This window comes from Permianibacter fluminis, assembly GCF_013179735.1.
GTDB lineage: Bacteria > Pseudomonadota > Gammaproteobacteria > Enterobacterales > Permianibacteraceae > Permianibacter > Permianibacter fluminis.
Genome location: NZ_JABMEG010000001.1, coordinates 526285 through 548984, shown reverse-complemented (window position 1 = coordinate 548984; position 22700 = coordinate 526285). Strand labels below are relative to the sequence as shown.

Below are 22700 nucleotides of genomic sequence, written 5' to 3'. Positions count from 1 at the left end.
ATCACTTTGTATCGTCGCGCTACAAAAAAATCCGTTTTAGAGCACCGCTCAGAGTTGGCAATCGAGCTCGACTGGCCTAGGCTCGATTTCGGCAACTCACCATCCCGCTGTGAGTCGCGCCGCCGCTGTTTGACGACGTGAGAAAAGGGTCGGCCTGTCCGACGCAGTCCTGATACCGGGGTACCGCCGGAGTACGGCAACACGTCGCTGTCGTTTGTTTCTGTGTTTCCTCTCCGAACCGTAGGCGAGACCTGGCTGAGTGCGCCATTGACCATTTGTTCATGGAGAGGACGATCAGAATGAAACATGCTACCCCCCGATCACACGCACTCGGCAGATTGGCGCTACTGGCCACTGCCCTGGTCACCGGCAGCTCCAGTCTGCTGGCGGCCGACAAAATCGATTTGCGCCAGGAACCCCGACAAGCACTGCTGACAAAAAGCGCACAGCAACGCAGCCAATCGGCCGAGGCCTTGCTGCAAATTGGCACCGATGAACGCCTGCAACTGGTCAGCGAGCATGTCGACCGCAAAGGCCGGGTGTTCCAGCGCCTGCAACAATCCTATCGCGGCATTCCGGTGTGGGGGGAACAGGTCGTCATCGAGCGTGACGCCAAGCAGCAAGTAACCACCATGCATGGCGCGCTGATCAATGGCATTGCCACCGATCTGGTCAGCACCACACCCGGCATCAGCGCAGCGGATGCGCTGAGCAAAGTCAAAGCCAAACAAGTGGCGCTGAACAAAACCGGATCGGCACCCAGCTATCGCAACGAAGACAGCAAGTTGATGATTCATCTGGACGGCAATCAGGCCAAGCTGGTCTGGTTTGTCAGCTACCTGTCGGACAGTGCCAAAGGTGGCCAACCGGCGCGGCCCCATGCGCTGGTCGATGCCCGCAGCGGCCGCGTCATCAAATATTGGGATGCGCTCGCCTATCGTGATGCCACCGGTCCCGGCGGCAACCTGAAAACCGGTCAGTATGAGTACGGTACCGACTTTGGCTTTCTGAACGTCACCGATGCTTGCGAAATGAACAACACCAATGTTCGCACCATCAACATGAACAATGGCACGTCGGGCGGTTCGGTGCATCAGTTCACCTGCCCGCGCAACACGGTCATGCAAATCAACGGCGCTTACTCACCGTTGAACGATGCGCATTATTTTGGCGGCGTCATCTTCAACATGTACAGCGACTGGTACAACACCGCGCCGCTGACCTTTCAGCTGACCATGCGGGTGCACTACTCCAGCGGCTACGAGAACGCGTTCTGGGATGGCAGCCAGATGACTTTCGGTGATGGTGCCAGCACGTTCTATCCGCTGGTGAGTCTCGATGTTGCTGCACATGAAGTCTCGCACGGCTTCACCGAGCAGAACTCCAATCTGACCTATTCCAGTCAGTCGGGTGGTATCAACGAAGCCTTCTCCGATATCGCCGGTGAAGCGGCCGAGTTCTACATGCGCGGCACCAATGACTTTTTGGTTGGTGAGCAGATCTTCAAGTCGAGTGGCGCGCTGCGTTACATGGCCAACCCGCCACAGGACGGCGCCTCCATCGGCAATGCTGCCGACTACTACGAAGGTCTTGATGTGCACTATTCCAGCGGTGTCTACAACAAGGCGTTCTATTTGCTGGCGACCAAGCCGGGCTGGAGTACCCGCAAGGCGTTTGATGTGTTCGTCGATGCCAACCGCAATTACTGGACGGCGAACATGACCTTCGATCAGGCCGCTTGTGGCGTGATTGACGCTGCCACCGCGCGCGCCTACAGCAGCGCCGATGTCATCAACGCGTTCTCGCAGGTCGGTGTTGCCTGTGTGCCGCCGCCGCCGGATATGGAAATTTTCAATGGCGTTCCAGTCAGTGGCATCAGCGGTGCGGCGGGTTCGGATCGTTATTTCTTCATCAACGTGCCGGCGGGCGCCAGCAATCTGGTGATCAGCACCAGCGGCGGTACCGGTGACATGGATCTGTACACCCGCTTCGGCAGCAAACCGACTACCAGTGTCTGGGACTGCCGGCCGTATACCGGAACCAACAACGAAACCTGCACCGTGGCTGCGCCTGCGGCCGGCACCTACTACATCGATACCCGCGGCTACAGCGCGTTCAGCGGAGTGACGCTGGTGGCGAGCTACACCGCTGGTGGTGATGGTGCCAGCTTTGAAAACACCAAGGACTACTTCATTCCGGACAACAACACCACCGGCGTGAAGAGTCCGATTGTGGTGACTGGCAGCAGCAACGCTGGCACGGTCAGCGTGGCGGTGAAGATCCTGCACAAGAACATCGGTGATCTGGTGGTCGACCTGCTGCACCCGGATGGCACGGTGTACAACCTGCATAACCGCACCGGTGGCACGGCTGACAACATCGATCAGACCTACTCGGTGAATGTCGGTGCCAAATCGCGAGCCGGTACCTGGACGCTACGGGTACGTGACCGCGCCAAAGGCACGGTCGGCAAGATCGACAGCTGGAAGATTACCTTCCCGTAATGAGCGTGACTCGCCAGCGCTAACGCGCCGGCATGCGAAACCCACCCGGTTGCTGACGCAGCCGGGTGGGTTTTTTCTCGCTCTTGCAAAGATCCGCCCAGCTCGCGCTAGCAGTAACTCATCTCAACCAGAGTGATCACCGCAACGGCGCTGGCATCCGGGACGATGGGTGAGCAATCACTGACGCGATTCGGTATCGGTTTGTAACCACAACACTACAAAAAACTTTGCCTTTTATCGCGTTACGCGCTGGCAATTTGTCCGCGCTGGCCTAGGCTCGAAAACGGCAGCTCACCATCCCGCTGTGCGTCACGCCGTCGCTGTTTGACGCCGTGCGAGTACAAAGGGTCGGCCCTACCGACGCAGTCCTGATGCCGGGAAACCGCCGGGACGAAGCTCACACCGTTTTCTGTCTGTGGTTATCCGCTTCGTGTCCTGAACGTATGCAAGAACGCATGCGTGGGCTTGCCTTTGGCAAAAAATCGAGAGGGAACGCATCATGAAACAGGCTAAGCCTAGAAGTGGAGTACCCGCAGTGCCGGCACTGCTGGCTGCTGCGGTGCTGATGGCATCGGGCGGCGCATTCGCGGCCGAGAAAATCGATTTGCACCAACAACGTGGCCAGTTGCTGGCCGCGCAAACGCTGTCGGCGCGACCGCAAACCGCCGATGCGCTGATCGCATTGGCCGCGGATGAAACGCTGCAGCTGCAGCGGGAAACGGTTGACCATCGCGGCCATCATTTCCAGCGCCTGCAGCAGCAGTATCGCGGCCTGCCGATTTGGGGTGAGCAGATTGTCGTCGAGCGCGATGTCCAGCAGCGCGCGGTCAATCTGTATGGCAGCAAGATCAATGGTCTCGCTGCGGACGTTCTCAGTATCAAGCCGGCCATCGATAGCGCCACGGCCATCAGCAAAGTCAAAGCTCGCGAAGGCGCGACGCGTACCGGTGCCAGCCGCGACTACCGCAACGAAGCCAGCCAGCTGATGATTCATCTCGACGGCGACAGAGCCAAACTGGTTTATCTGGTCAGCTACAACGCCGACGTTCGCGGTGGTGGCGAGCCGTCGCGGCCCCATGCGCTGATCGATGCCAACACCGGCGCGGTCATCCAGTACTGGGATGCAATCGCCTACCAGAATGCCACCGGCCCCGGCGGCAACACCAAGACCGGAGTCTACGAGTACGGCACTGACTTCGGTTATCTGGATGTCAACGCCAGCTGCCAGATGAACAACACCAATGTCCGCACCATCAACCTCAATGGCGCAACTTCAGGCGGCAGCGTGCACCAGTTCACCTGCCCGCGTAATACCGTCAAGCAGATCAACGGCGCCTATTCGCCATTGAATGATGCCCACTATTTCGGTGGCGTGATTTTCAACATGTACAGCGACTGGTACAGCACCGCACCGCTGACTTTCCAGCTGACCATGCGCGTGCACTACTCGACCAATTACGAGAACGCGTTCTGGGATGGCAGCCAGATGACCTTCGGTGATGGCGCCAGCCGATTCTATCCGCTGGTCAGTCTCGATGTTGCCGCGCACGAAGTCTCGCACGGTTTCACCGAGCAGAATTCCGGCTTGACCTATTCCGGGCAATCGGGCGGCATGAACGAAGCGTTCTCCGACATGGCCGGTGAAGCGGCGGAGTTCTACATGCGCGGCAGCAATGACTGGATGGTCGGCGAGCAGATTTTCAAGTCGGCCGGTGCGTTGCGCTACATGGATGATCCGACCCGCGACGGCAACTCCATTGGCCACGCCAGCAATTACACCTCGGGCATGGACGTGCACTATTCCAGTGGCGTCTACAACAAGGCGTTCTATTTGCTGGCGAACAAGCCGGGCTGGGGTACCCGCAAAGCCTTCGATGTGTTCGTCGATGCCAACCGCAATGCCTGGACGGCGAACATGACCTTCGATCAGGCCGCCTGCGGCGTCGTTGATGCGGCCACCGCGCGCGGTTACAGCGCGGCCGATGTCACCAATGCGTTCAGTCAGGTGGGCGTCAACTGCGGCGGCACACCGCAACCAGCGGATACCGAAATCTTCAACGGAGCGCCGGTGACCGGACTCAGCGGTGCCAGCGGTTCGGATCGCTATTTCTTCATCAACGTTCCGGCTGGCGCCAGCAATCTGGTGATCGCAACCAGCGGCGGTACTGGTGATGTCGATCTGTATACCCGCTTCGGCAGCAAGCCCACGACCAGCACCTATGACTGTCGGCCGTATACCGGTGGCAATGCCGAATCCTGCACAGTGGCGGCGCCGCAAGCCGGCAAGTATTACATCAACCTGCGCGGCTATTCGGCGTTCAGCGGCGTCACGCTGACGGCGAGCTACAGCACCGGCGGTGGTGGTGGAGCAACGTTTGAAAACACCAACGACTACAACATTCCGGACAACAACGCGACCGGTGTGCAAAGTCCGCTGGTGGTGACCGGCAGCGCCAACGCCGGCACGGTCAGCGTCACCATTGCCATTGTCCATCCGTATATCGGTGATCTGGTGGTCGACATGATTCATCCGGATGGCACGGTGTACAACCTGCATAACCGCAGCGGTGGTTCGGCCGACAACATCAACAAGACAGTTTCGGTGAACGTCGGTGCGAAAGCGCGTGCCGGCACCTGGAACCTGCGCGTGCGTGATCGCGCCGCAGCGGATGTCGGCAAGATCGACAGCTGGAAAATCGTCTTTCCGACTGCCGTGAAATAGCACCTCGTAACGGCCTGCGCTCGCCGTCTGTCAGCACATCGACAGGCTGTGGGTGCAGACCGCATCTGAACAATAGCCAAATCGCCCAAGCTCTTTGCATCGTCCCAGCACGGATCGCCGCCCAGCTTTCGCCAGATCCGGCCGAACAAGTGGCACCAGGAACGGCCCGCTAGCCGATGCAACCTTGATGGAGTCAAATTTGTGAAACGCCTTATCCTGAGCAGCTTGCTGCTGACGCTGACGCTGACGCTTACCGTCAGCGCTCGTGCAGCCGATCACTACCTTACCGTCGACAGCAACGACTGGCGCGAAGCGCAGCAGCAACTGCGCGCGTCAGCATTGCCCGCACAAGCCATCGCCGAGCGCCGTGGCGTCAGCCTGCTGAAAGTCACAGACGCGCAACTGGACCAGTTGACCATTTTTTTTCATGAGCAAAAAAAACGCTGCGGCGGCTTCTTTGCCTTTGACAACTTGGCACGTGCGCAAAGCTTTCTGACCAGCGAAGGCAGCGCGTCAACGGCCATCGCAGCAGCCTATACCATCGATCAGCAGACAGTGGTGCGACCGCTGCTGAGTGCAGTGACGGAAAGCAATTTGCGCAGCACCATGACCACGCTGGCCAATTACCAGAACCGCTATTACAACTCCAGTTACGGCAAAAGCTCGTCGGAGTGGATTCGCGATCAATGGAGCCAGCTGGCCAGTGGCCGCAGCGACATCAGTGTCGCGCTGAAGGGTTGCAGCAATTGCGGTCTGCAGCAGAACGTGGTGTTGACCATCACCGGCACCGAGTTGCCGAACGAGTATGTCGTACTTGGCGCTCACGCTGATTCGATCATCAGCGGCATGACCACCGAATCGCGGGCGCCTGGCGCCGACGATGATGGCTCCGGCGTGTCTGTGCTGACCGAGGTGCTGCGCGTGGCATTGGCCAACAACTTCCGGCCGCGCCGTACCGTGCAGTTCATGGCCTATGCTGGCGAAGAGGTTGGCCTACGCGGTTCACAAGCGCTTGCCAGTGAATACCAAACCGCCGGTAAAAACGTTTACGGCGTCATTCAGTTCGACATGACCAACTACGCCGGCACGGGTGCCGATGTCTGGGTCATGACCGACAACGGCAACGCCAGCATGATCCAATACCTGCGCGATCTGTTTGACGAATACCTGGCGCCAACCGGGCTGACGCGCGCAGACACCAGCTGCGGCTACGCCTGCTCGGATCATGCGTCATGGACCCGTTCTGGTTTTCCCGCCGCCATGTACGCCGAAACCAGCTTCAGCCAAACCAACCAAAATCTGCACACGGTCAACGACACGCTTGCCGCCAGCGGTGGCAATGCCAATCACTCGGTCGCGTTCGCGAAACTTGGCTTGGTGTTCGCCTATGAAGCCGGCAAAACCGGCAGCGGACCGCCGCCGCCGACCGATCCGGAATTGCAGCCCGGCGTGCCGGTTGGCAATCTCAGCGGCGCTGCGGGTTCCAGCAAATACTATCTCCTGAAAGTGCCGGGCAATGCGATCAATCTGCGCATCGCCACCACCGGCGGCAGCGGTGATCTGGATCTGTATGTCAAATACGGCAGCAAACCGACCACGGCCAGTGCCGATTGCAAATCGGAAGGCTCCAACTCGACCGAAACCTGCAATATCCCGACCGCACAGCTCGGCGACTACTACGTGCTGCTCTCGGGTTATTCGGCGTACAGCGGCGTCACATTGACGGCCAGTTACGCGGTGGTTGATGGCGGTGTCAGCTTTGAAAACACCGCTGACTACATCATCCCGGACAACAACACGACCGGCATCAAAAGCTCGATCACAGTCACCGGCACCAGCACCGCCGGCACTGTCAGCGTCGCGTTCAACATTGTCCATCCCTATATCGGGGATTTGATCGTCGATCTGATTCACCCGGATGGCACCGTCTACAACCTGCACAATCGCAGCGGCGGTTCGGCCGACAACATCAACAAGACCTACTCGGTCAACGTTGGCAGCAAGCCGCGCGCCGGCGTCTGGAACCTGCGCGTGCGCGATCGCGCCGCGTCGGATGTCGGCAAGATCGACAGCTGGAAGCTGACCTTCCCGTCACCTTGATGTGAAATGCTGACCGGGTTGGCAGCTTGCCAGCCCGGTCAGCATTCGTCTTACAGGTCTGAGGCAAACCTCGCGTCATAACCCGCAGCCAGAACAGAGCCAGGTAATCTTGCGCGCGGCTTGTCGCCGTTTACGCAAACCCGCTACAATCTCTGCGCTTACTCAGCGGGGATACGAGCAAACTCCCCGCGGGCACACGCTCGGTAAACAAGACGCACCGCGTCCAAGCTTTGCTCTCACCGGATTGATTTCCGGCTTGAGAGAGGTGCGTCACCATGAAATGGATTACCCGCGAACGTCCCAAGATTGATCGCATTGCCTGCCCCTGGCTGATTCAGCGTTTCATCGATCCCAACCCCGAATTTCTGTTCGTCCCGGCAGACCACGTGCTGATCGGCGCCGAGCGGCTCGGCGCCATCCCGTTTGATATTCCCGCGGTCGAGCTGAGTCATGACGGCCCACGCTGTTCGTTTGATGCCTTCCTCAAGCGCTATCAACTCAGCGATCCCGCGCTGCATGCGCTCGCGGATATCGTTCGCGCCGCCGACACTGACAATCTTGCCGATTCAGCACAAGCGGCAGGATTGCTCGCCATCTCGCTTGGGCTAAGCGCAAATATCAAAGACGACCACCAGCTATTGGCTGCTGGCTTCGTGATCTATGACGCGCTGTACAGCTGGTGCCGCTCCGGGCAACACGAGCGGCACCACTGGCAAGCAGGCACGCCGACCCGCACCGCCGGAGCACGGCCATGAAGCGCCTACAGTGGGTCGCCATTTTCTTGCTGCTGCTGAGTGGCTGCGGCAATGCCTTCGAGAGCAAGCCAGTGACCGTTGTTTTTGTCTGCCAATACGGCTACGGCAAAAGCCTGGTCGCTGCGCGCCACTTCGAGCAAAAAGCTGCCGCCAGTGGCTTGAACGTGCAGGTGCTGGCGCGCGGTCTGACACCGACATCGACCGTCGCGCCAGCGATGGTCACGGCATTGGCGAACGATGGCTTTGATGTCAGCCAGTTTCAGCCATCGGCACTGACAGCAGCGGATATCGAGCTGGCCGATCGCATCGTCAGCTTTGGTGTTGACGTGCCGGGAGCCGTGGCGATCACAACACGGGTTGATGATGTGCCGGCGCTGAGTCAGGACTATGTGGCGGGTCGTGATCGGATCAATCAGATTCTGGATCGATTGTTGATTGAGCTGATGGCGGAGCGGCAGTTGATTGAGACGGATTGAGTTTCTGAGTTTGTCGGTTTGAAAAGTGCACGCTCGTCGTTCGATCACCGTTCTGATAGCTGGCAGCAGTAAGAGCTGAAGGTTTGCCGGGTCTCGCCCCGGCTGGCGAGTTACTTTCTCTTGCTCGTGCAAGAGAAAGTAACCAAAGAGAACACGCCCCAGCGCGCCAGAATTGGATTGGTTGCTTCAGAGAGTCCGCCCGTCGCTTCGGCGCTAGCGGCTTCGGGCACGTGCTGATGCGGCATCCTTGCCTTATCAGCACTGCGCAAGCCATCCGGGCTTGCGCACCCGGCCGCTAACGCCGAATCGTCGGCTGGCGCGAATGGGGACCCCGGGTTCTAGCCGAGTCAGTTGCTTCGGCTTTTCTTCTTTTGTTTGTCATCCCCGCGGACGACTGCATGAATGCAGGAAGTAGAGCAACGCAGGAGCAGTTGCCGAGGCGGGGACCCAGTGTCTTTTCCTGATTCAAAGTCTCTGGATTCCCGCCTTCGCGGGAATGACAGTTCTATTTTCATTTTTTGCCTTTGCCTTTGCCTTTGCCTTTGCGCGCAGCGTGCTTTTGAAATCCCGCCCGTTCGACGAGCCGAGCAGCGGAATGCAGTCTGGGTTAACAGCCCGTAGCGCAGCGAAGGGGCGAGGCAGGAAGCCGAAGCCTTTTGTGACTGCACAAGGATGTGCTGTCACAAAAGCCCCAGACGGAATGAGCAGCACAGGGGACCGTGCGTAGCACGGCTCGGAGCCGGGCAATGTGCTTTGCCTACTTTCGTGCGCCACGAAAGTAGGTCGCCCGCCGGGGCGAGTCCCGGCAGCAGCCTCGAATTACGAGGCGCGAGTTAGTAGTTGAAGGTTAAGCATGCTTACGATTACGCTTCGCCGAATAAGCGTACGAGATCTTGAAGCCGCCAATGACATCGCGACTGATTGTGGACCCTAGCATTATGGCCTTGGAGGCCAACTTAAGCTTGTCAGTATCGCTTGAGAGCGCTTTGCTTGGACTGACTGAAGCAACATATCCAACTACCGATCCTCGTATTGAGGTGGCGAGAAGCCTTTGCGATTTGGTCTTCGAGCATTGGCACAGCTTCTGTGCACTTCTTGAAATTGGCCAGTTCTCATCTGCCATGGTCATGATGCGTTCTCAGTATGAGGCTTTTGTCCGTTCTGTATGGATTACATATGCAGCTTCAGATTCTTGGGTAGAAAAGCTTTCTGCTGAACTGACTACTGAAACGGCGAAACAGGCTAACGATTTGCCTTTACTTGCAGCGATGATCTCGGAAATGGAGGGAAAGGCGCCAGCATTAGCCATGGACACGATCAGGGAGATTAAGGAAAAAGGCTGGAAGCATATGAGTTCGTTTGCTCATGGAGGGCTGTTCGCTATCCATCGAGGGAGCAGAGGCTACCCCATTCCTTTCCTAGAGCAGACGCTCCGCAATGTGAATGGGATCGCCGTTAGTGCTGGAATGATGGTGGTTATCCTCTCAGGAAATCCTAATCTTCAAGGCGTAATTCCACGAATCCAGCAGGATTTCTCGCCGTGTCTTCCACCGCCAAAATTCGTAGCGCCTTAATTAGTACAGAGATGGACCCGCTCAAACCGCATCATTCAAAAATAGTGCTTTACTGCTGCTCTTCGAATCAACCTGACAAAATCACACCCCACTCATCCCATAATTCGGCAACACCCTAGCCGACGGATCCGTCACATTGCAGTTCACCCAGTCCTTGTTCGGCAACCAATAATCCGGGATCCAGCTGGCCCGATCCGGATAATGGCTTTCAAACAGCTCGCGATACAACAACGCTTCCTTGCTCAGCGGCGGGCAATGCTCAAATTGCTTCGCGCGCTTGCAGAACTCGGCGTCGCTGTACTTCTTCTCGGCATGGGCTTTCAGCTGCTCGACCAAACCATGACCGACCGCATCGGAAAACGCGGCTTTTTCGCGCCACAAAATCGCGTCCGGTAACAAGCCAGTGCCGGCGAATGCTTGCCGCAGCAGCCACTTGCCCATGCCACGGGTATTCATCTTCAATTCCGGGTCAATCGCCATAACCCATTGCACGAAAGCGGTGTCGGAAAACGGTACCCGGGCTTCCAGTCCGTGCGCGGCGATGCTGCGGTCGGCGCGCAGCACGTCGTAGGCATACAGCTCGCGCAGGCGTTTTTGCGCTTCCTGCTGGAAAGCGAGCGGGTTTGGCGCAAAGTCGGTGTATTTGTAGCCGAACATCTCGTCGCTGACTTCGCCGGTCAGCAGCACTTTGACGCTGGTGTTTCGCTTCACGTACTGGCAGACGAGGTACATGCCGATGCTGGCGCGCACGGTGGTCACGTCCCAGGTTTCCAGTTGCCGAATGAGTTCGCTCAAACCGGCAATGGCATCGTCCATCTCGAAATAGACTTCATGGTGATCGCTGCCGATATAGTCGGCGACTTGGCGCGCGTACGGCATGTCGATCGGTTTGTCGCGCAGGCCGACCGCGAAGGTCACCAGCGGCTTGGTCAGCAAGCGCGCGGCGATGCCGCAGACCAAGCTGGAGTCGAGGCCACCGGACAACAGGAAGCCGACCGGGACATCGGCATCAAGCCGTTTGTGTACCGCTTCGGTCAGCCGATCGCGAATGCCGGCGAGCGCCAGTGCTTCGTCGTCGATCACGACGGTTGATGGCGCGGCGATATCGATCCAGCGCACCAGCTTTTCACCGTCGTAGTAGTGACCGGGCGGGAACGGATAGACCTCGCTGCAATGCGCTTCCAGCGCTTTGGCTTCCGAGGCGAACAGGGCGCGGCCGCTCTGCGTTTCGAAACCATAGAACAGGGGCCGGATGCCGATCGGGTCGCGGGCGGCGAAAAACCGGCCGAGCGTGGCGTCGTAAATGACGAAGGCAAACTCGCCGTCGAGTTTGCGCAGCAGGCCTTCGATGCCGTGACGCTGGTACAGCGGCAGCAGCACTTCGCAATCGGAGCCGGACTGGAATTCGTGATCATGAAGTTGCTGGCGCAGTTGGCGATGGTTGTAGATCTCGCCGTTGCAGAGCGCGTACTGCTGGCCGCCTGCCGAGACAAACGGCTGCTGACCGGCGGTGCTGGTGTCCATGATGGCCAGCCGGACAAAGCCAAGCTTGATGCCGCCATCCAGGGGCAGGACGGTCGTCTGATCCGGACCGCGATGGGCCAGCAAGGCCAGCGCCTGCTGGAAGGCGGGCAGGGAGAGCGGGGAGCCGGTATCGGCGAGCAAACCACACATTTTTGGAGCTCCGACTATCAATTTGGCATCAATTAGGTCGGCATAGCTCAGCATTTATTTAATGAATCGCCAAATTTCTGCTAATTTCCATGGCAAATGGCCGCATGGCTGAATAAATGGCAATTGGAGCCGGGGTTGGCCCATGGAAAACTACCGAATCGATAATCTGGACCGGGCCATCCTGCGGGCGCTGCAGGCCGACGCCAAGCAGCCCTATCTGGAAATTGCCCGCCAGCTCGAGGTTTCCGGCGGCACGGTCCATCAGCGGGTCAACCGGCTGCGTGAACTCGGTATCATCACCGGCAGCAAAATCAGCGTCGACCGGCGTAAGCTCGGCCTCGACGTGACGGTGCTGATTGGCCTGCACCTGACCAGTGCCAAGGCGATGAACAAAGTGTTGGCCCAGTTGAAGAAATTTCCGGAAGTGCTGGAGGCCTACTACACCACCGGCAATTACTCGCTGATCCTGAAAGTCTGCGTCGCGTCGATCGAGGAATACCACCAGTTCCTGATCAAGAAACTGCAGGCGATTGATGAAGTGCAGTCGACCGAATCGTTCATCTGCATGGATCAACCGCTGGAGCGTGACATCGCCATTTGAACCGGCAGTGGGGCTCGGTCACCGCTGCCAAACCCAAAGAAAAACAACAGTCAAAACTGGGGCAAACCTAAACATGAAAATTGCAATCGCCATGCTGCTGACGCTGTTGCTGCTGTTCAGTAACAGCGCCCGCGGCGATGAAGAGGCGGCGATCCGGGCCGTGCTGATGAACCAGCAGGCGGCTTGGAACCGTGGCGACATCGACGGTTACCTGTCCGGTTACTGGCAGAGCCCAAAGCTGCGCTTTGCCTCCGGCGCTGAGGTCACCTATGGCTATGCCGAAACGGCAGCGCGCTATCGTCAGCGCTATGACAGCAAAGCGAAAATGGGCGAGCTCAAATTTGAATTGCTGGAAGTGCAACAGCTCGGCGAGCACTCGGCGCTGGTTTTTGGCCGCTGGCAACTCACCCGCGCCACGGATCAGCCGCATGGCCTGTTTACGCTGGAGCTGGAGAAATTTGCCGAGGGCTGGAAAGTGACCCGCGATCACACCTCCAGCGGTAATTGATCGGCTTTTCAAACCTGTTAAAAAATTTCCTGCAAACAAGGAGTCTCGACATGGATCTGGTGCAATTGTTGGTCAGCCAATTGGGCGTCAACGCCCAGCAAGCACAGGGCGGCGTCGGTGCGCTGCTGAAGGTGGCAAAAGAGCAGGTGACGCCTGCCACCTTTGGCGAAATCGGCAAGCTGCTGCCGCAGGCGGCTGACTGGATGAAAGTCGTGCCAAGCAGCGGCGGTGGTCTCGGTGGCATGTTGGGCGGCATGCTCGGTGGCAATCTCGGCACGCTGGCGAAAATTGCCAGCCAGTTCCAGGCGCTCGGCATCGACGCCGATCAGCTGGCGCCATTCGCCAAAACCGCGTTCGAATTTCTGCAGAAGAATCTGTCCGGTGAAGCCAAGGACGAGATCAGCAAACTGGTCAGTCAATTCCTGAAATAATTGTCAGACACGCAGCGAGGGAGTCCAGCCGCATCATGATGGGAAAAGCACGAGTCGAAGCCTTCAGTGATGGTGTATTGGCGATCATCATCACCATCATGGTGCTGGAACTGAAAGTGCCGCATGACGCCAGCTTGGCGGGCCTGCTGGCGCTGTGGCCGGTGTTTCTCAGTTATGTGCTGAGCTTTATCTACGTCGGCATTTACTGGAACAACCATCACCATATGCTGCATACCGTGCACCATGTCAGTGGTTCGATGCTCTGGGCCAATCTGCATCTGCTGTTCTGGTTATCGCTGGTGCCGTTTGTTACCGGCTGGATGGGTGAGAATCATTTTGCTGCCTTGCCGACGGCGCTCTATGGCATCGTGTTGCTGATGGCGGCGATTGCCTATTTCATTTTGCAATTGACCATCATTCGCGCCCATGGTAGTGATTCGGTGCTACACAAAGCATTGGGTCGTGATTTTAAAGGCAAGATCTCGCCGCTGCTGTATGCCAGCGCGATTGTGCTGGCGTTTTTCAGTCAGGCGTTGGCTGGGGCCATTTACGCCGGGGTGGCGCTGATGTGGCTGGTGCCGGACCGGCGGATCGAGAAAACCTTAGCCAGTTGAATCGCAGCAAAAAAAAACGGCGCCAACAGGCGCCGTTTTTTTCGTTAAAGGCTATCCCATCACGACCAACGATTGGCACCCGGTCGCTTGGCAACGTCAGCGGTGTAGACCACGCAGAACCGATGGCCGGTCGGTGCCTGCATGACCCACCAGTTGCGCACTTTCTTGACGCGGATTGCGCCGAGCTGTTCCAGTCGCTGCACTTCTGCTTCGACATCATCGGATTCGATATCCAGATGCAGACGGCTTTCATGGTCGACTTGCTGGGTTTCGATATGCAGACCGTAGGCGCCGGTATCGAGCAGCGCGTAGCCGGCATCTTCGTTGGCGGTGGATTTCTTCTCCGGCATGCCGAGCGCCGGGCTCCAGAATGCGGCCGCTTTGCCGGGCGCGATATCCTTGCAGTCGATGATGAAACCGGCCAGACGGCTGTGGTGCATGAGTTTGTCTCCGTGTTGCTGCGTGGTCGATGATTCACTGAGCCGCAATTGTGCCGGGCCGATTCCTGCAGCGGTAACGGAATCGCGATGGCTGCTGGCAACGTGCTGTCAGTACCGGCAAAGATCTCAGCTGGCCAAAATCAGAACTGGAACCAAAGCCTGAGCTGGAACCAAAACCAGAACAAACGACAAGGAAAACAGCCGCAACTGCCGCCAGCAGCCACTACAGCAAGCGAAACCACAAACCGTTACTGCGGATGCCAAAACCATCGTCCGGTTCGGGCAAGGATTCGACATCGGCCGCCAACCGGTAATAGGCCGACCGACTGAGCAGCGCCCACAAATCGTTGCGGACATGGACATACGGTTTGCGGTTGCTGGCATCACCGCGAACTTCCAGACGGTGGTTGGCGTCGAGCTCGAACGACTCGTCAATGTTGCTGGTCAAGCGCACCCGTTGACTAGGCAGCGCCGGGTCCAGAATGTCAGCGTCGGTGATGACGAACGCAGCGTCTGCCACCTTGATGCCGACCTTCTCGGCCGGCGTCACCAGAAAATATTTGTCGCCTTCACGGCGCAGCACGCGGGCGAACAGTTTGACCAGCTCCGGTCGCTGAATGGGCGTGCCGAGATACCACCAGCTGCCGTCAGCGCGGATTTCCAGATCAATGTCGCCGCAGAACGGCGGATTCCACTGTCCCGGTTCGCCTTTGGCGGCGCTGATTTTTGCTTCGATATCCATGCGGAACTCCTGTGCGAATGTCGGTCGATTGGTCGCGACGCGCGGCCAGCGAACTCGCCAGCGCGGGCGACGACTGGCTGACAGTGTGCCGGATTCCGGGCATGCTGCGCGGACCTCGTTTCGGTCGCTGTCACGCTCATGCTAACGCTCAGTTCCCTGCACATCTATCCGATCAAAGGCATCGCCGGTATTGCGCTGGCATCGGCGCGGGTTGAACCGCGCGGTTTGCAGGGCGATCGGCGCTGGATGTTGATCGACGAAAACGACCAGTTCATCAGCCAGCGTGAGTTGCCGGCAATGAGTCAGTTTAACGCGGTCGCTGACGGTGCCGGCTGGCGCATTTCGACCGCTGGCCAGTTGCCGGCGTTGCCGCCGTTGCTGTTGCAGACCCCAACCGCTGCTGAGCGGGTGCTGGCAACGGTCTGGTCCGACACGGTTTCCGCCATCGTCGCGCCCGAGCCCGTCAACGCCTGGTTCAGCCGCGCGCTGGCGCAACCGGTCCGGGCCGTGTTCATGGATGCCGAGGCGCGCCGGCCGGTGGACCGCGACTACGGCCGCGCCAGCGATGAAGTCAGCTTCGCCGATGGCTTTCCGCTGCTCATCGCCAATACCGCCTCGCTGGCCGATTTGAACGCCCGCATCGGCGAATCGCTGACCATGGCGCGGTTCCGACCCAATCTGGTGCTGAGCGGCGCCGAGGCCTGGACCGAAGACGGCTGGCAGCGGCTGCGCATTGGTGACATCGAGATTGACCTGGTCAAGCCCTGCGCCCGTTGTCAGGTCACCACGCTCGACCCGGCCACCGGCCAGATGCACGGCCGCCAGGAGCCGCTGCGCACGCTGGCCAAATTCCGCAAGGACGCCGGCAAGGTGATGTTCGCGGTCAATGCGATCGCCCGCGGCAGCGGCCCGCTGCAAGCCGGCATGCCGGTGACTGTGCTGGCGTGAGCAGGTATCCATCGGGCCGCCGTCCTGCCGACTATCCTTGTCCGGCGAGGGGCGAGGAATGACAAGCATGTGGCGATGGCTGCTGATCGGCAGCATGGTGGCGGTGTGCCAGGCCGACCAGTATCCCGAGCTGGAGGCCGAGCTCGGCCGCGATCCGGCTGCCGTGCTGGCGGCTGTCGAGCCGTTGCAAGCCCAAGCCGGGCAAAGCCCGGAGCAAAAAGCGGAATTGCATCTGCTGGCCGCCGAGGCGCAGGCGATGCTGACCCGCGGCCGTGAAGCCCTGAACGAGGCGGATGCCGGTCTGGCCCTGCTGCCACCGGCACCGGGTGGCCAACTGCTGCTGACGCCACTGGCGATCCGGCTGCAATTGATTCGCGCGCTGGCGCAGGATTTACTCGGCCAATCCGCGCAGGCCTTGCCCGCGGTCAACCGGCTGCTGGACCAGTTGTCGGCCGATACCCCGGAGCAACAGCAAGTGCTGGTTGAAGTGCTGAATGCGCGCGGCTCGCTGTTGCTGTCACTGACCGATTTGCCGGGCGCACTTGCTGATATGCAGCGCGCGTATGCGCTGGCGCAGGAAGATGACGCCCGGGTTTCGCGCGGCGACATCGCCGCCTTGATTGCCAATCTCTATGCCCGTCAGCAGGACACCGAAAACGCTTTGCGCTACTACCGTGAAGCGGTCAACTCGTTTCAGCGCAGCCATTCCGATATCAAATTGTCGATTGCGGTGTATGGCATCGGCACCATGTATCGCGACAGCAAGAACTGGCCGGAAGCGCGTCGGCATTTCGGCTGGTCGCTGGAGTTGTCACGCAAGCGGGGCGACCGGCAGGGCGTTGCTTATGCCCAGCAGCAACTGGCCCATATCGCGGTCGAAACTGGCCAATTCGACGAAGCGAAAAACCTGCTCGATGCGGCCCAGCCGTTGTTCGAGCAAGCCGAAGATCACGCGATGGTGATCAACAGCAAAGTCACTCGTGCCGATCTGGCCGGCAAACTGAATCACTACGACGAGGCCATGCGCTGGCTGCAGGATGCCGAGCTGCTGGCCAAGAAAACGGACCAGGACTGGAAAGAGCCGGTGATCTGGGAGCGCCGGGCCATGCTGCTGGCAGAACAGCGGCTATATGAGCAGGCCTACGAGGCGTATCGGACTTTTCACCAGTTGCATGAGGCCAGTTTTCGCGGCGAGTCGGACCGGCAGTTGCAGGAATTGCGGGTGCGCTTTGATTCCGAGCGGCAGGAGCAGCAGAACGAGTTGCTGCGTCAGCAGAACGCCCTGCAGGAAGCGGCGTTGCAGCAACAGCGCCAGCGCCTCTGGCTTTATGTTGCAGTTGCGTTGCTATCGCTGCTGTCAACGCTGTTTCTGTTGTACTCGATCTACAAGGGCCGTCAGGTTCGCCGCAAACTTGACGAACTGGCCCACACCGATGAGCTGACCGGCTTGCCCAATCGGCGCAGCGTGATGCAGGAAGCGCAACTGGAAATTGACCGGTCGCGGCGCTACCGGCTGCCACTCTGTCTGGCTGCAATCGATCTGGATCAGTTCAAGAGCATTAACGATCGTTTTGGCCACGCTGCCGGCGACGAGGTACTGAAACACTTTGCCAGGCTGTGTCAGCAATCGCTGCGGCAAACCGATTTGATTGGCCGGGTCGGTGGTGAAGAATTTATCCTGATGCTGCCGCACACCAGCCTGACCATTGCCCGCCAAATTCTCGAACGCTTGCGCGAGGATTTCAAACTGAGCGCGATTCCGGCACTGACCAACAAGCACCAGCCCAGCATCTCGATTGGCGTCACCGTACTGAGCGAAGCCGATGAAGGTCTGGCTGAACTGATGCGTCGCGCCGATGAAGCGCTTTATTGCGCCAAACAAAATGGCCGTGACCAGGTGGTCGTGCGCGAACACCCTCAGGCGCCAGCGGTTGGCAGTCAAGCGGGCGAAGGCTTCCAGCAGTACGAGAAATACTGAACCGGATTCAGCTGAACCGGTTTCAGCTGAACCAGTTTCAGGTGAACCGGGATCAGCCCAGCCCTTTTGCCAGCAGATACAGATACGGCAATTCCGCAGTCCGGCTGCGCAGCAGCCGATGCTCCATAAAGGCGCAGAATTTGGGAATGTCGCGGGTGGTGGCCGGATCGTCGGCGACGACCAGCAAAGTCTCACCGGCACCAAGCTGACGCATTTTCAGCCGCAGCATCATCACCGGCTCCGGGCAGCGCAGACCGAGCGCATCGTACAGGTGATCATGCTGACGAAAACCGTCCGGCAGCGGTGCGTTGGCCAAATCCGTTGTCATGTTCAGCCGCTCACAATCGGAATGATTTTGCGATCACCGTGCCGCGCCAGCTCATCAGCCATAAAGCGCTGCAGTACGCTGTTGAGATAGCGCAGGCCAGTGTCAGTCGGTGCCAGCCGTTCACTGTCAGCTTGCAACAAACCGTCATCGCGGCCGCGCTGCAATACCTTGCTGAGCGCATCCAGGCGCAAGCCGGTGCGGGCGCCGTAAAACTCCGCTGGCAAGCCATCGACCAGGCGCAGTGCATTCATCATGAATTCAAACGGCATATCATCGGCGGTGATCGTGGTTTCGCCGGCGATGAAATCGCTGCCGGCGGCCAGATAATCCTTCGGGTGTTTTTTCTTGTGCAGGCGATAGGCGCGCTGATGCTGCAAGTCGGTGATCTTGCCGTGAGCGCCGGCACCAATGCCGAGGTAATCACCAAACTGCCAGTAATTCAGGTTGTGCAGCGCACGTCGCGCCGGCGGCGCATAGGCGGACACTTCGTAGCGCGGATAGCCGCTGGCCTGCAGCAGCGCGTGGCCGGCGTCCTGAATGTCGGACAATACCTCGTCATCCGGCAGCGCCGGCGGATCGAATGCAAACCGGGTATTGGGTTCGATGGTCAGCTGATACCAGGACAGATGGGTGGGTTTCAGCGCAATCGCCGTTTCCAGATCGCGCAAGGCATCGGCGACGGTTTGTCCCGGCAGGCCGTGCATCAGATCAAGATTGAAATTGTCGAAGCCGGCTTCGATGGCCCATTCGGCGGCGCGGCGCGCTTCCAGCTCGCCGTGAATGCGACCAAGCCGCTCCAGCTGTTGTGGCTGGAAACTCTGCACACCAATCGACAAACGATTGATGCCGGCATCGCGAAAGCCCTTGAACTTGCGTGCTTCGGCGGTGCCGGGATTGGCTTCCATGGTGATTTCGATATCGCCCATGAACGGCAGATACGACCTGACCCCGGATAGCAGGCGGTCAATCGCTTCCGGTGAAAACAGCGACGGCGTGCCGCCACCAAAAAAAATACTGGAAATGCGCCGACCCCAGACTCGCGGCAAATCCTGCTCCAGATCCCGCAGCAAGGCATCAATGTATTGTGCCTCCGGAATCTCCGCCTTGCTCTCATGCGAATTGAAATCGCAATACGGGCATTTGCGCACACACCAGGGAATGTGCACATACAGCGAAAGTGGCAATGGATTACTGAATTGCTGAAACATGGGTCGTGATCAAGGTCGCGAATCAAAGTGATGCAACGTAGGGCGGGTCATGACCCGCCACGCTGCCCAACCAAACCAGAAGCGGGTCTAAGCGCTGCTCAATTATCCGTCTTTCCGGCGCTGATGCGCGAGCTTTGCCGGCAGCCGTTCAAGCAGCGCGCGCAGGGCCTGGCCGCGATGGCTGCGCTGGCCCTTGTCGGCCTTGCTGAGCTCAGCGGAAGCGCACTGCGTTTCCGGTACCCAGAACAGCGGGTCATAGCCAAAGCCATTGGCGCCGCGCGGTTCATGCAGGATACGACCGTTCCAGTAGCCCTCGGCGATCAGCGGGGTCGGGTCGTCGGCGTGCAACACGAACGCCAGCACGCAGCAGAACCGGGCGCCGCGCTGCGCTTCCGGCACGTCTTTCAGCGCGGCCAGCAGTTTGGCATTGTTGGCGGCATCATCGGATGGCAGGCCGGCGTAACGGGCCGAGTAAATGCCGGGGGCGCCGGCCAGCGCGTCGACTTCCAGACCAGAGTCGTCGGCCAGCGCCGGCAAGCCGGTCAGCCGGGCCGCGTGGCGGGCTTTCAGAATGGCGTTTTCGATGAACGACAGCCCGGTTTCATCGGCGTCATCGACGCCGAGTTCGCGCTGCGAAACGATCTGCAGGCCAAGCGGTGCCAGCAGCTCGGTCAGCTCGCGAATCTTGCCGGCATTGCCGGACGCCAGCACGATGCGCTGGGCGCTCAATGAGGTCATGGAAATCACCAGAACAGGGCGGGAGGTGTGCGGCAAAATGTGCGCGCAGTATACGGCAATGGCGCTATCCTTGAGCGCCAGCAAAACGCCTCGCCGGCCTGACCGGATCGGCAGCGGTGACTCAGTCGCGGGCTGTCTGTTGCGGCCGAGCCGGTCCCGGATCCGATTCTGCACGGAGCAAGCATCATGAAAGTGGCCATCGTCCTGTCCGGTTGCGGCGTCTATGACGGCGCCGAAATTCACGAAAGCGTGCTGACCATGCTGGCGCTGGCTCGCGCCGGCGTCGCGTACCAATGCCTGGCACCCAATATCGCCCAAGCGCATGTGGTCAATCACCTGAGTGGCCAGCCGAGCGCTGGCGAAACGCGCAACGTGTTGGTCGAAGCTGCGCGCATCGCCCGCGGCGACATTGTCGATATTGCCAAGGCCAATCCGAGCGATTACGCGGCGCTGTTTTTCCCCGGTGGCTTTGGCGCCGCGAAAAACCTCTGTGATTTTGCCTTCAAAGGCGCCGACTGCAGCGTGCAGCCGGACGTGCTGAAGTTTGCCCGGGCCTTTGCCGAGGCCGGCAAACCGGTTTGTTTTGTCTGCATAGCGCCGGCCATGATTCCGCGCATTTATGGCGACGGTGCCCGCGGCACCATCGGCACCGATGCCGATACCGCCGCCGCCATCGAACAAATGGGCGGTGTGCATGTCAGTTGCCCGGTGCGCGAATTTGTCGTCGACGAGCAACGCAAGATCGTGTCGACGCCAGCGTACATGCTGGCGCAAAACATCGGCGAAGCGGCTGACGGAATCGAAAAAGCGGTCAAGGCGACACTTGCCCTGATCAAATAATTGTTTGCAGTAACAAGGCTTGCTCGCGATGGTTTCGCTGATGCTATCGTCAAAGACCGCGGGCAAGCCCGCTCCCACAAAACTCTACGGATCACTTCAGCGTTGATGCCTTCCCCCCTGTTCGCGGTGCACGCGCAATCGCTGGATTTTCAAGCGGCCGCCGCGGCGCTCGCCGAACAGTTGCAACTACCGCTTGGCAGCGCCGACTTCACGCTGGAGCTTGCTGACACGCTCTGCCTGCGGGCGCAGATCGATGGCGAAACGGTGCGCCTGCAACCGGATTTTGTGAACGGCGTGCTCGACTGGCGACGCAAGCACGGGGGTGGTCGTGGCGAGCCGGTGGTGCGGGCCGTCTGGGGCAAGAATGCCAATGCGCCGACCGTGTTTGATGGCACCGGCGGTTTGGCCCGCGACAGTTTTGTGCTGGCGGCAGCGGGCTGCACCGTGATCGCCCGCGAACAACATCCGATCATTGCCGCATTGGTCAGTCACGCGCTCAGCCATGCCAGCCACTGCGCCGCGCGCGATCAGAACGAGGCCCTGCGCGCGACGCTGGCGCGTCTCGATTACCAACACGGTGACACGGCACGGTGGTTGGCCACGGCTGCGCCCGGCAGTGTCGATGTGATCTATCTCGATCCGATGTTCCCGCCACGACCCGGCCGCGCCAAAGTCAAAAAAGACATGCAGATTTTGCAGCGGCTGACCGAAGCCGGTTTGGGCGATGAGTTGCTGGCACCGGCGCGGCGAGTCGCCCGGCAACGGGTGGTGGTCAAGCGGCCCGATTACGCGCCGCCTTTGGCCGGCGTCGCGCCGAGCGGCGCATTGCCGGCCGGCGCCAACCGGTTTGATATCTATCCGCCGGCGCCCTGAGCGCGTGCGTGAGATTGTTGCGACGCGGATACCGCGGCGATGGCAAAAAAACCAGCGACAGCAAGAGAAGAAGCAACGGCAAAAGAGGACGCGACAGCAAAAAAAAAAGCCAGCGAAAACGCTGGCCTTTTTTATCGAGCGAAAGCGACCGTTTATTGCACCCACAGCGTCTGATTGAACGTCAGCGGGTAGCTGCTGTTGTCGCCATCCGGCTGGACATTCAGTTCAAAGGTCAGCGTGTCCTTGTCATCAAAGCGGAACGTGGCGATGTAATAAACCGCACCGGTTTCCTTGATCTCTTTGAAGCTCAGCGTATTGCGCTGCGACAGCAGGTTCTTGACGTCACCGCTGACTTTGGCGGCGACGGCCGTGCCGTCTTTGCCATCGCGTTTGCGCACGGCGATATTGATCAGACCCTGGTTGCCGCCGCGAGTCAGCCCGTATTGCTTGGCAATGGCCGGACTCAGGGCGCTGCTGTTGAGCGCGTTGTAATGTACTTCGTAATCACCGAACACCTGCACTTGTTCGGCGGCGACACTGCCAGTGCCGAGCACAGCAGCCAGCACGGCAACAGCAGTCAGGATGTGACGCCACATAATGAATCCTCCAGCCCGGGTTGAGCGTTGGTCAGGTCGGACAGCCGGTC

21 protein-coding genes are annotated in these 22700 nt (G+C 59.5%); 14 read left to right on the top strand and 7 right to left on the bottom strand.

Annotation, left to right across the window (positions count from 1 at the left end; genetic code table 11):
- Positions 1–299: 299 nt before the first annotated feature.
- The 6 genes from HPT27_RS02365 to HPT27_RS02340 all read left to right on the top strand — a co-directional run bounded on the left by HPT27_RS02365 (position 300) and on the right by HPT27_RS02340 (position 10131).
- Positions 300–2504, top strand: a complete 2205-nt coding sequence (locus HPT27_RS02365) for a M4 family metallopeptidase (RefSeq protein ID WP_172238399.1) — start codon at positions 300–302, stop codon at positions 2502–2504.
- A gap of 499 nt (positions 2505–3003) precedes the next feature.
- Positions 3004–5226: a M4 family metallopeptidase gene (locus HPT27_RS02360; protein WP_211197821.1), complete on the top strand. Its 2223-nt coding sequence runs from the start codon at positions 3004–3006 to the stop codon at positions 5224–5226.
- Positions 5227–5427: 201 nt separating this feature from the next.
- The gene (locus tag HPT27_RS02355) at positions 5428–7326 is read left to right on the top strand and encodes a M20/M25/M40 family metallo-hydrolase (protein ID WP_172238396.1); all 1899 of its coding nucleotides are present in this window, start codon (positions 5428–5430) and stop codon (positions 7324–7326) included.
- 275 nt (positions 7327–7601) lie between these two features.
- Positions 7602–8081: a chromate resistance protein ChrB domain-containing protein gene (locus HPT27_RS02350; protein WP_172238393.1), complete on the top strand. Its 480-nt coding sequence runs from the start codon at positions 7602–7604 to the stop codon at positions 8079–8081.
- On the top strand, positions 8078–8557 hold the full coding sequence (locus HPT27_RS02345; RefSeq protein WP_172238390.1) for an arsenate reductase/protein-tyrosine-phosphatase family protein: 480 nt from the start codon (positions 8078–8080) through the stop codon (positions 8555–8557). The genes HPT27_RS02350 and HPT27_RS02345 overlap by 4 nt, the downstream gene beginning before the upstream one ends.
- A gap of 905 nt (positions 8558–9462) precedes the next feature.
- Positions 9463–10131: a DUF6988 family protein gene (locus HPT27_RS02340; protein WP_211197820.1), complete on the top strand. Its 669-nt coding sequence runs from the start codon at positions 9463–9465 to the stop codon at positions 10129–10131.
- 81 nt (positions 10132–10212) lie between these two features.
- On the opposite strand, the gene asnB is transcribed toward HPT27_RS02340, so the two are convergent.
- Complete coding sequence (asnB, locus tag HPT27_RS02335; protein WP_172238387.1) at positions 10213–11805, bottom strand: asparagine synthase B; 1593 nt, start codon at positions 11803–11805, stop codon at positions 10213–10215.
- A gap of 142 nt (positions 11806–11947) precedes the next feature.
- Here asnB and HPT27_RS02330 point away from each other — a divergent pair, with 142 nt between their 5' ends.
- From HPT27_RS02330 to HPT27_RS02315, 4 genes are all read left to right on the top strand, one after another.
- Positions 11948–12406 (top strand): Lrp/AsnC ligand binding domain-containing protein, encoded by a 459-nt coding sequence (locus tag HPT27_RS02330; RefSeq protein WP_172238384.1) that lies wholly within the window; start codon positions 11948–11950, stop codon positions 12404–12406.
- 73 nt (positions 12407–12479) lie between these two features.
- Complete coding sequence (locus tag HPT27_RS02325; protein ID WP_211197819.1) at positions 12480–12914, top strand: YybH family protein; 435 nt, start codon at positions 12480–12482, stop codon at positions 12912–12914.
- Between the two features lie 50 nt (positions 12915–12964).
- Positions 12965–13345, top strand: a complete 381-nt coding sequence (locus HPT27_RS02320) for a DUF2780 domain-containing protein (RefSeq protein WP_172238381.1) — start codon at positions 12965–12967, stop codon at positions 13343–13345.
- A 35-nt stretch (positions 13346–13380) separates the two neighbouring features.
- On the top strand, positions 13381–13959 hold the full coding sequence (locus tag HPT27_RS02315) for a TMEM175 family protein (RefSeq protein ID WP_211197818.1): 579 nt from the start codon (positions 13381–13383) through the stop codon (positions 13957–13959).
- Positions 13960–14018: 59 nt separating this feature from the next.
- Here HPT27_RS02315 and HPT27_RS02310 read toward each other — a convergent pair whose 3' ends face one another.
- Both HPT27_RS02310 and HPT27_RS02305 read right to left on the bottom strand, forming a co-directional pair.
- Positions 14019–14399, bottom strand: coding sequence for a VOC family protein (locus HPT27_RS02310; protein ID WP_172238378.1), 381 nt, complete (start codon positions 14397–14399; stop codon positions 14019–14021).
- Positions 14400–14622: 223 nt separating this feature from the next.
- Positions 14623–15141 (bottom strand): DUF1285 domain-containing protein, encoded by a 519-nt coding sequence (locus HPT27_RS02305; protein WP_172238375.1) that lies wholly within the window; start codon positions 15139–15141, stop codon positions 14623–14625.
- 138 nt (positions 15142–15279) lie between these two features.
- On the opposite strand from HPT27_RS02305, the gene HPT27_RS02300 reads away from it, so the two are divergent.
- Positions 15280–16089 carry an MOSC domain-containing protein gene (locus tag HPT27_RS02300; RefSeq protein WP_172238372.1) on the top strand — a complete coding sequence of 270 codons (810 nt, stop codon included), beginning with the start codon at positions 15280–15282 and terminating at the stop codon, positions 16087–16089.
- Between the two features lie 67 nt (positions 16090–16156).
- Positions 16157–18067 carry a tetratricopeptide repeat-containing diguanylate cyclase gene (locus HPT27_RS02295; RefSeq protein WP_172238369.1) on the top strand — a complete coding sequence of 637 codons (1911 nt, stop codon included), beginning with the start codon at positions 16157–16159 and terminating at the stop codon, positions 18065–18067.
- A 52-nt stretch (positions 18068–18119) separates the two neighbouring features.
- On the opposite strand, the gene tusA is transcribed toward HPT27_RS02295, so the two are convergent.
- From tusA to rdgB, 3 genes are all read right to left on the bottom strand, one after another.
- A complete protein-coding gene (tusA, locus tag HPT27_RS02290; RefSeq protein ID WP_172238366.1) occupies positions 18120–18395 on the bottom strand; it encodes a sulfurtransferase TusA in 276 nt (91 codons plus the stop codon).
- Positions 18396–18397: 2 nt separating this feature from the next.
- A complete protein-coding gene (gene hemW, locus HPT27_RS02285) occupies positions 18398–19603 on the bottom strand; it encodes a radical SAM family heme chaperone HemW (RefSeq protein ID WP_172238363.1) in 1206 nt (401 codons plus the stop codon).
- A gap of 102 nt (positions 19604–19705) precedes the next feature.
- On the bottom strand, positions 19706–20341 hold the full coding sequence (gene rdgB, locus HPT27_RS02280; RefSeq protein WP_172238360.1) for an RdgB/HAM1 family non-canonical purine NTP pyrophosphatase: 636 nt from the start codon (positions 20339–20341) through the stop codon (positions 19706–19708).
- A gap of 186 nt (positions 20342–20527) precedes the next feature.
- Between rdgB and elbB the strand changes: the two genes are divergently transcribed.
- Entirely contained in the window at positions 20528–21181 is a 654-nt protein-coding gene (gene elbB / locus HPT27_RS02275; protein WP_211197817.1) for an isoprenoid biosynthesis glyoxalase ElbB, read from the top strand.
- A gap of 105 nt (positions 21182–21286) precedes the next feature.
- Complete coding sequence (locus HPT27_RS02270; protein ID WP_172238357.1) at positions 21287–22054, top strand: class I SAM-dependent methyltransferase; 768 nt, start codon at positions 21287–21289, stop codon at positions 22052–22054.
- A 152-nt stretch (positions 22055–22206) separates the two neighbouring features.
- On the opposite strand, the gene HPT27_RS02265 is transcribed toward HPT27_RS02270, so the two are convergent.
- On the bottom strand, positions 22207–22650 hold the full coding sequence (locus HPT27_RS02265; RefSeq protein WP_172238354.1) for a DUF4426 domain-containing protein: 444 nt from the start codon (positions 22648–22650) through the stop codon (positions 22207–22209).
- Positions 22651–22700: the final 50 nt, after the last annotated feature.

Bases quoted from the DNA above. Each gene is read 5' to 3' on its own strand.
- HPT27_RS02365 (WP_172238399.1), top strand. From the start codon at position 300: ATGAAACATGCTACCCCCCGATCACACGCACTCGGCAGATTGGCGCTA.
- HPT27_RS02295 (WP_172238369.1), top strand. From the start codon at position 16,157: ATGTGGCGATGGCTGCTGATCGGCAGCATGGTGGCGGTGTGCCAGGCC.
- HPT27_RS02340 (WP_211197820.1), top strand. From the start codon at position 9,463: ATGACATCGCGACTGATTGTGGACCCTAGCATTATGGCCTTGGAGGCC.
- elbB (WP_211197817.1), top strand. From the start codon at position 20,528: ATGAAAGTGGCCATCGTCCTGTCCGGTTGCGGCGTCTATGACGGCGCC.
- HPT27_RS02320 (WP_172238381.1), top strand. From the start codon at position 12,965: ATGGATCTGGTGCAATTGTTGGTCAGCCAATTGGGCGTCAACGCCCAG.
- hemW (WP_172238363.1), bottom strand. From the start codon at position 19,603: ATGTTTCAGCAATTCAGTAATCCATTGCCACTTTCGCTGTATGTGCAC.
- tusA (WP_172238366.1), bottom strand. From the start codon at position 18,395: ATGACAACGGATTTGGCCAACGCACCGCTGCCGGACGGTTTTCGTCAG.
- rdgB (WP_172238360.1), bottom strand. From the start codon at position 20,341: ATGACCTCATTGAGCGCCCAGCGCATCGTGCTGGCGTCCGGCAATGCC.
- HPT27_RS02315 (WP_211197818.1), top strand. From the start codon at position 13,381: ATGATGGGAAAAGCACGAGTCGAAGCCTTCAGTGATGGTGTATTGGCG.
- HPT27_RS02265 (WP_172238354.1), bottom strand. From the start codon at position 22,650: ATGTGGCGTCACATCCTGACTGCTGTTGCCGTGCTGGCTGCTGTGCTC.
- HPT27_RS02270 (WP_172238357.1), top strand. From the start codon at position 21,287: ATGCCTTCCCCCCTGTTCGCGGTGCACGCGCAATCGCTGGATTTTCAA.
- HPT27_RS02345 (WP_172238390.1), top strand. From the start codon at position 8,078: ATGAAGCGCCTACAGTGGGTCGCCATTTTCTTGCTGCTGCTGAGTGGC.
- HPT27_RS02325 (WP_211197819.1), top strand. From the start codon at position 12,480: ATGAAAATTGCAATCGCCATGCTGCTGACGCTGTTGCTGCTGTTCAGT.
- HPT27_RS02360 (WP_211197821.1), top strand. From the start codon at position 3,004: ATGAAACAGGCTAAGCCTAGAAGTGGAGTACCCGCAGTGCCGGCACTG.
- HPT27_RS02350 (WP_172238393.1), top strand. From the start codon at position 7,602: ATGAAATGGATTACCCGCGAACGTCCCAAGATTGATCGCATTGCCTGC.
- asnB (WP_172238387.1), bottom strand. From the start codon at position 11,805: ATGTGTGGTTTGCTCGCCGATACCGGCTCCCCGCTCTCCCTGCCCGCC.
- HPT27_RS02310 (WP_172238378.1), bottom strand. From the start codon at position 14,399: ATGCACCACAGCCGTCTGGCCGGTTTCATCATCGACTGCAAGGATATC.
- HPT27_RS02300 (WP_172238372.1), top strand. From the start codon at position 15,280: ATGCTAACGCTCAGTTCCCTGCACATCTATCCGATCAAAGGCATCGCC.
- HPT27_RS02330 (WP_172238384.1), top strand. From the start codon at position 11,948: ATGGAAAACTACCGAATCGATAATCTGGACCGGGCCATCCTGCGGGCG.
- HPT27_RS02305 (WP_172238375.1), bottom strand. From the start codon at position 15,141: ATGGATATCGAAGCAAAAATCAGCGCCGCCAAAGGCGAACCGGGACAG.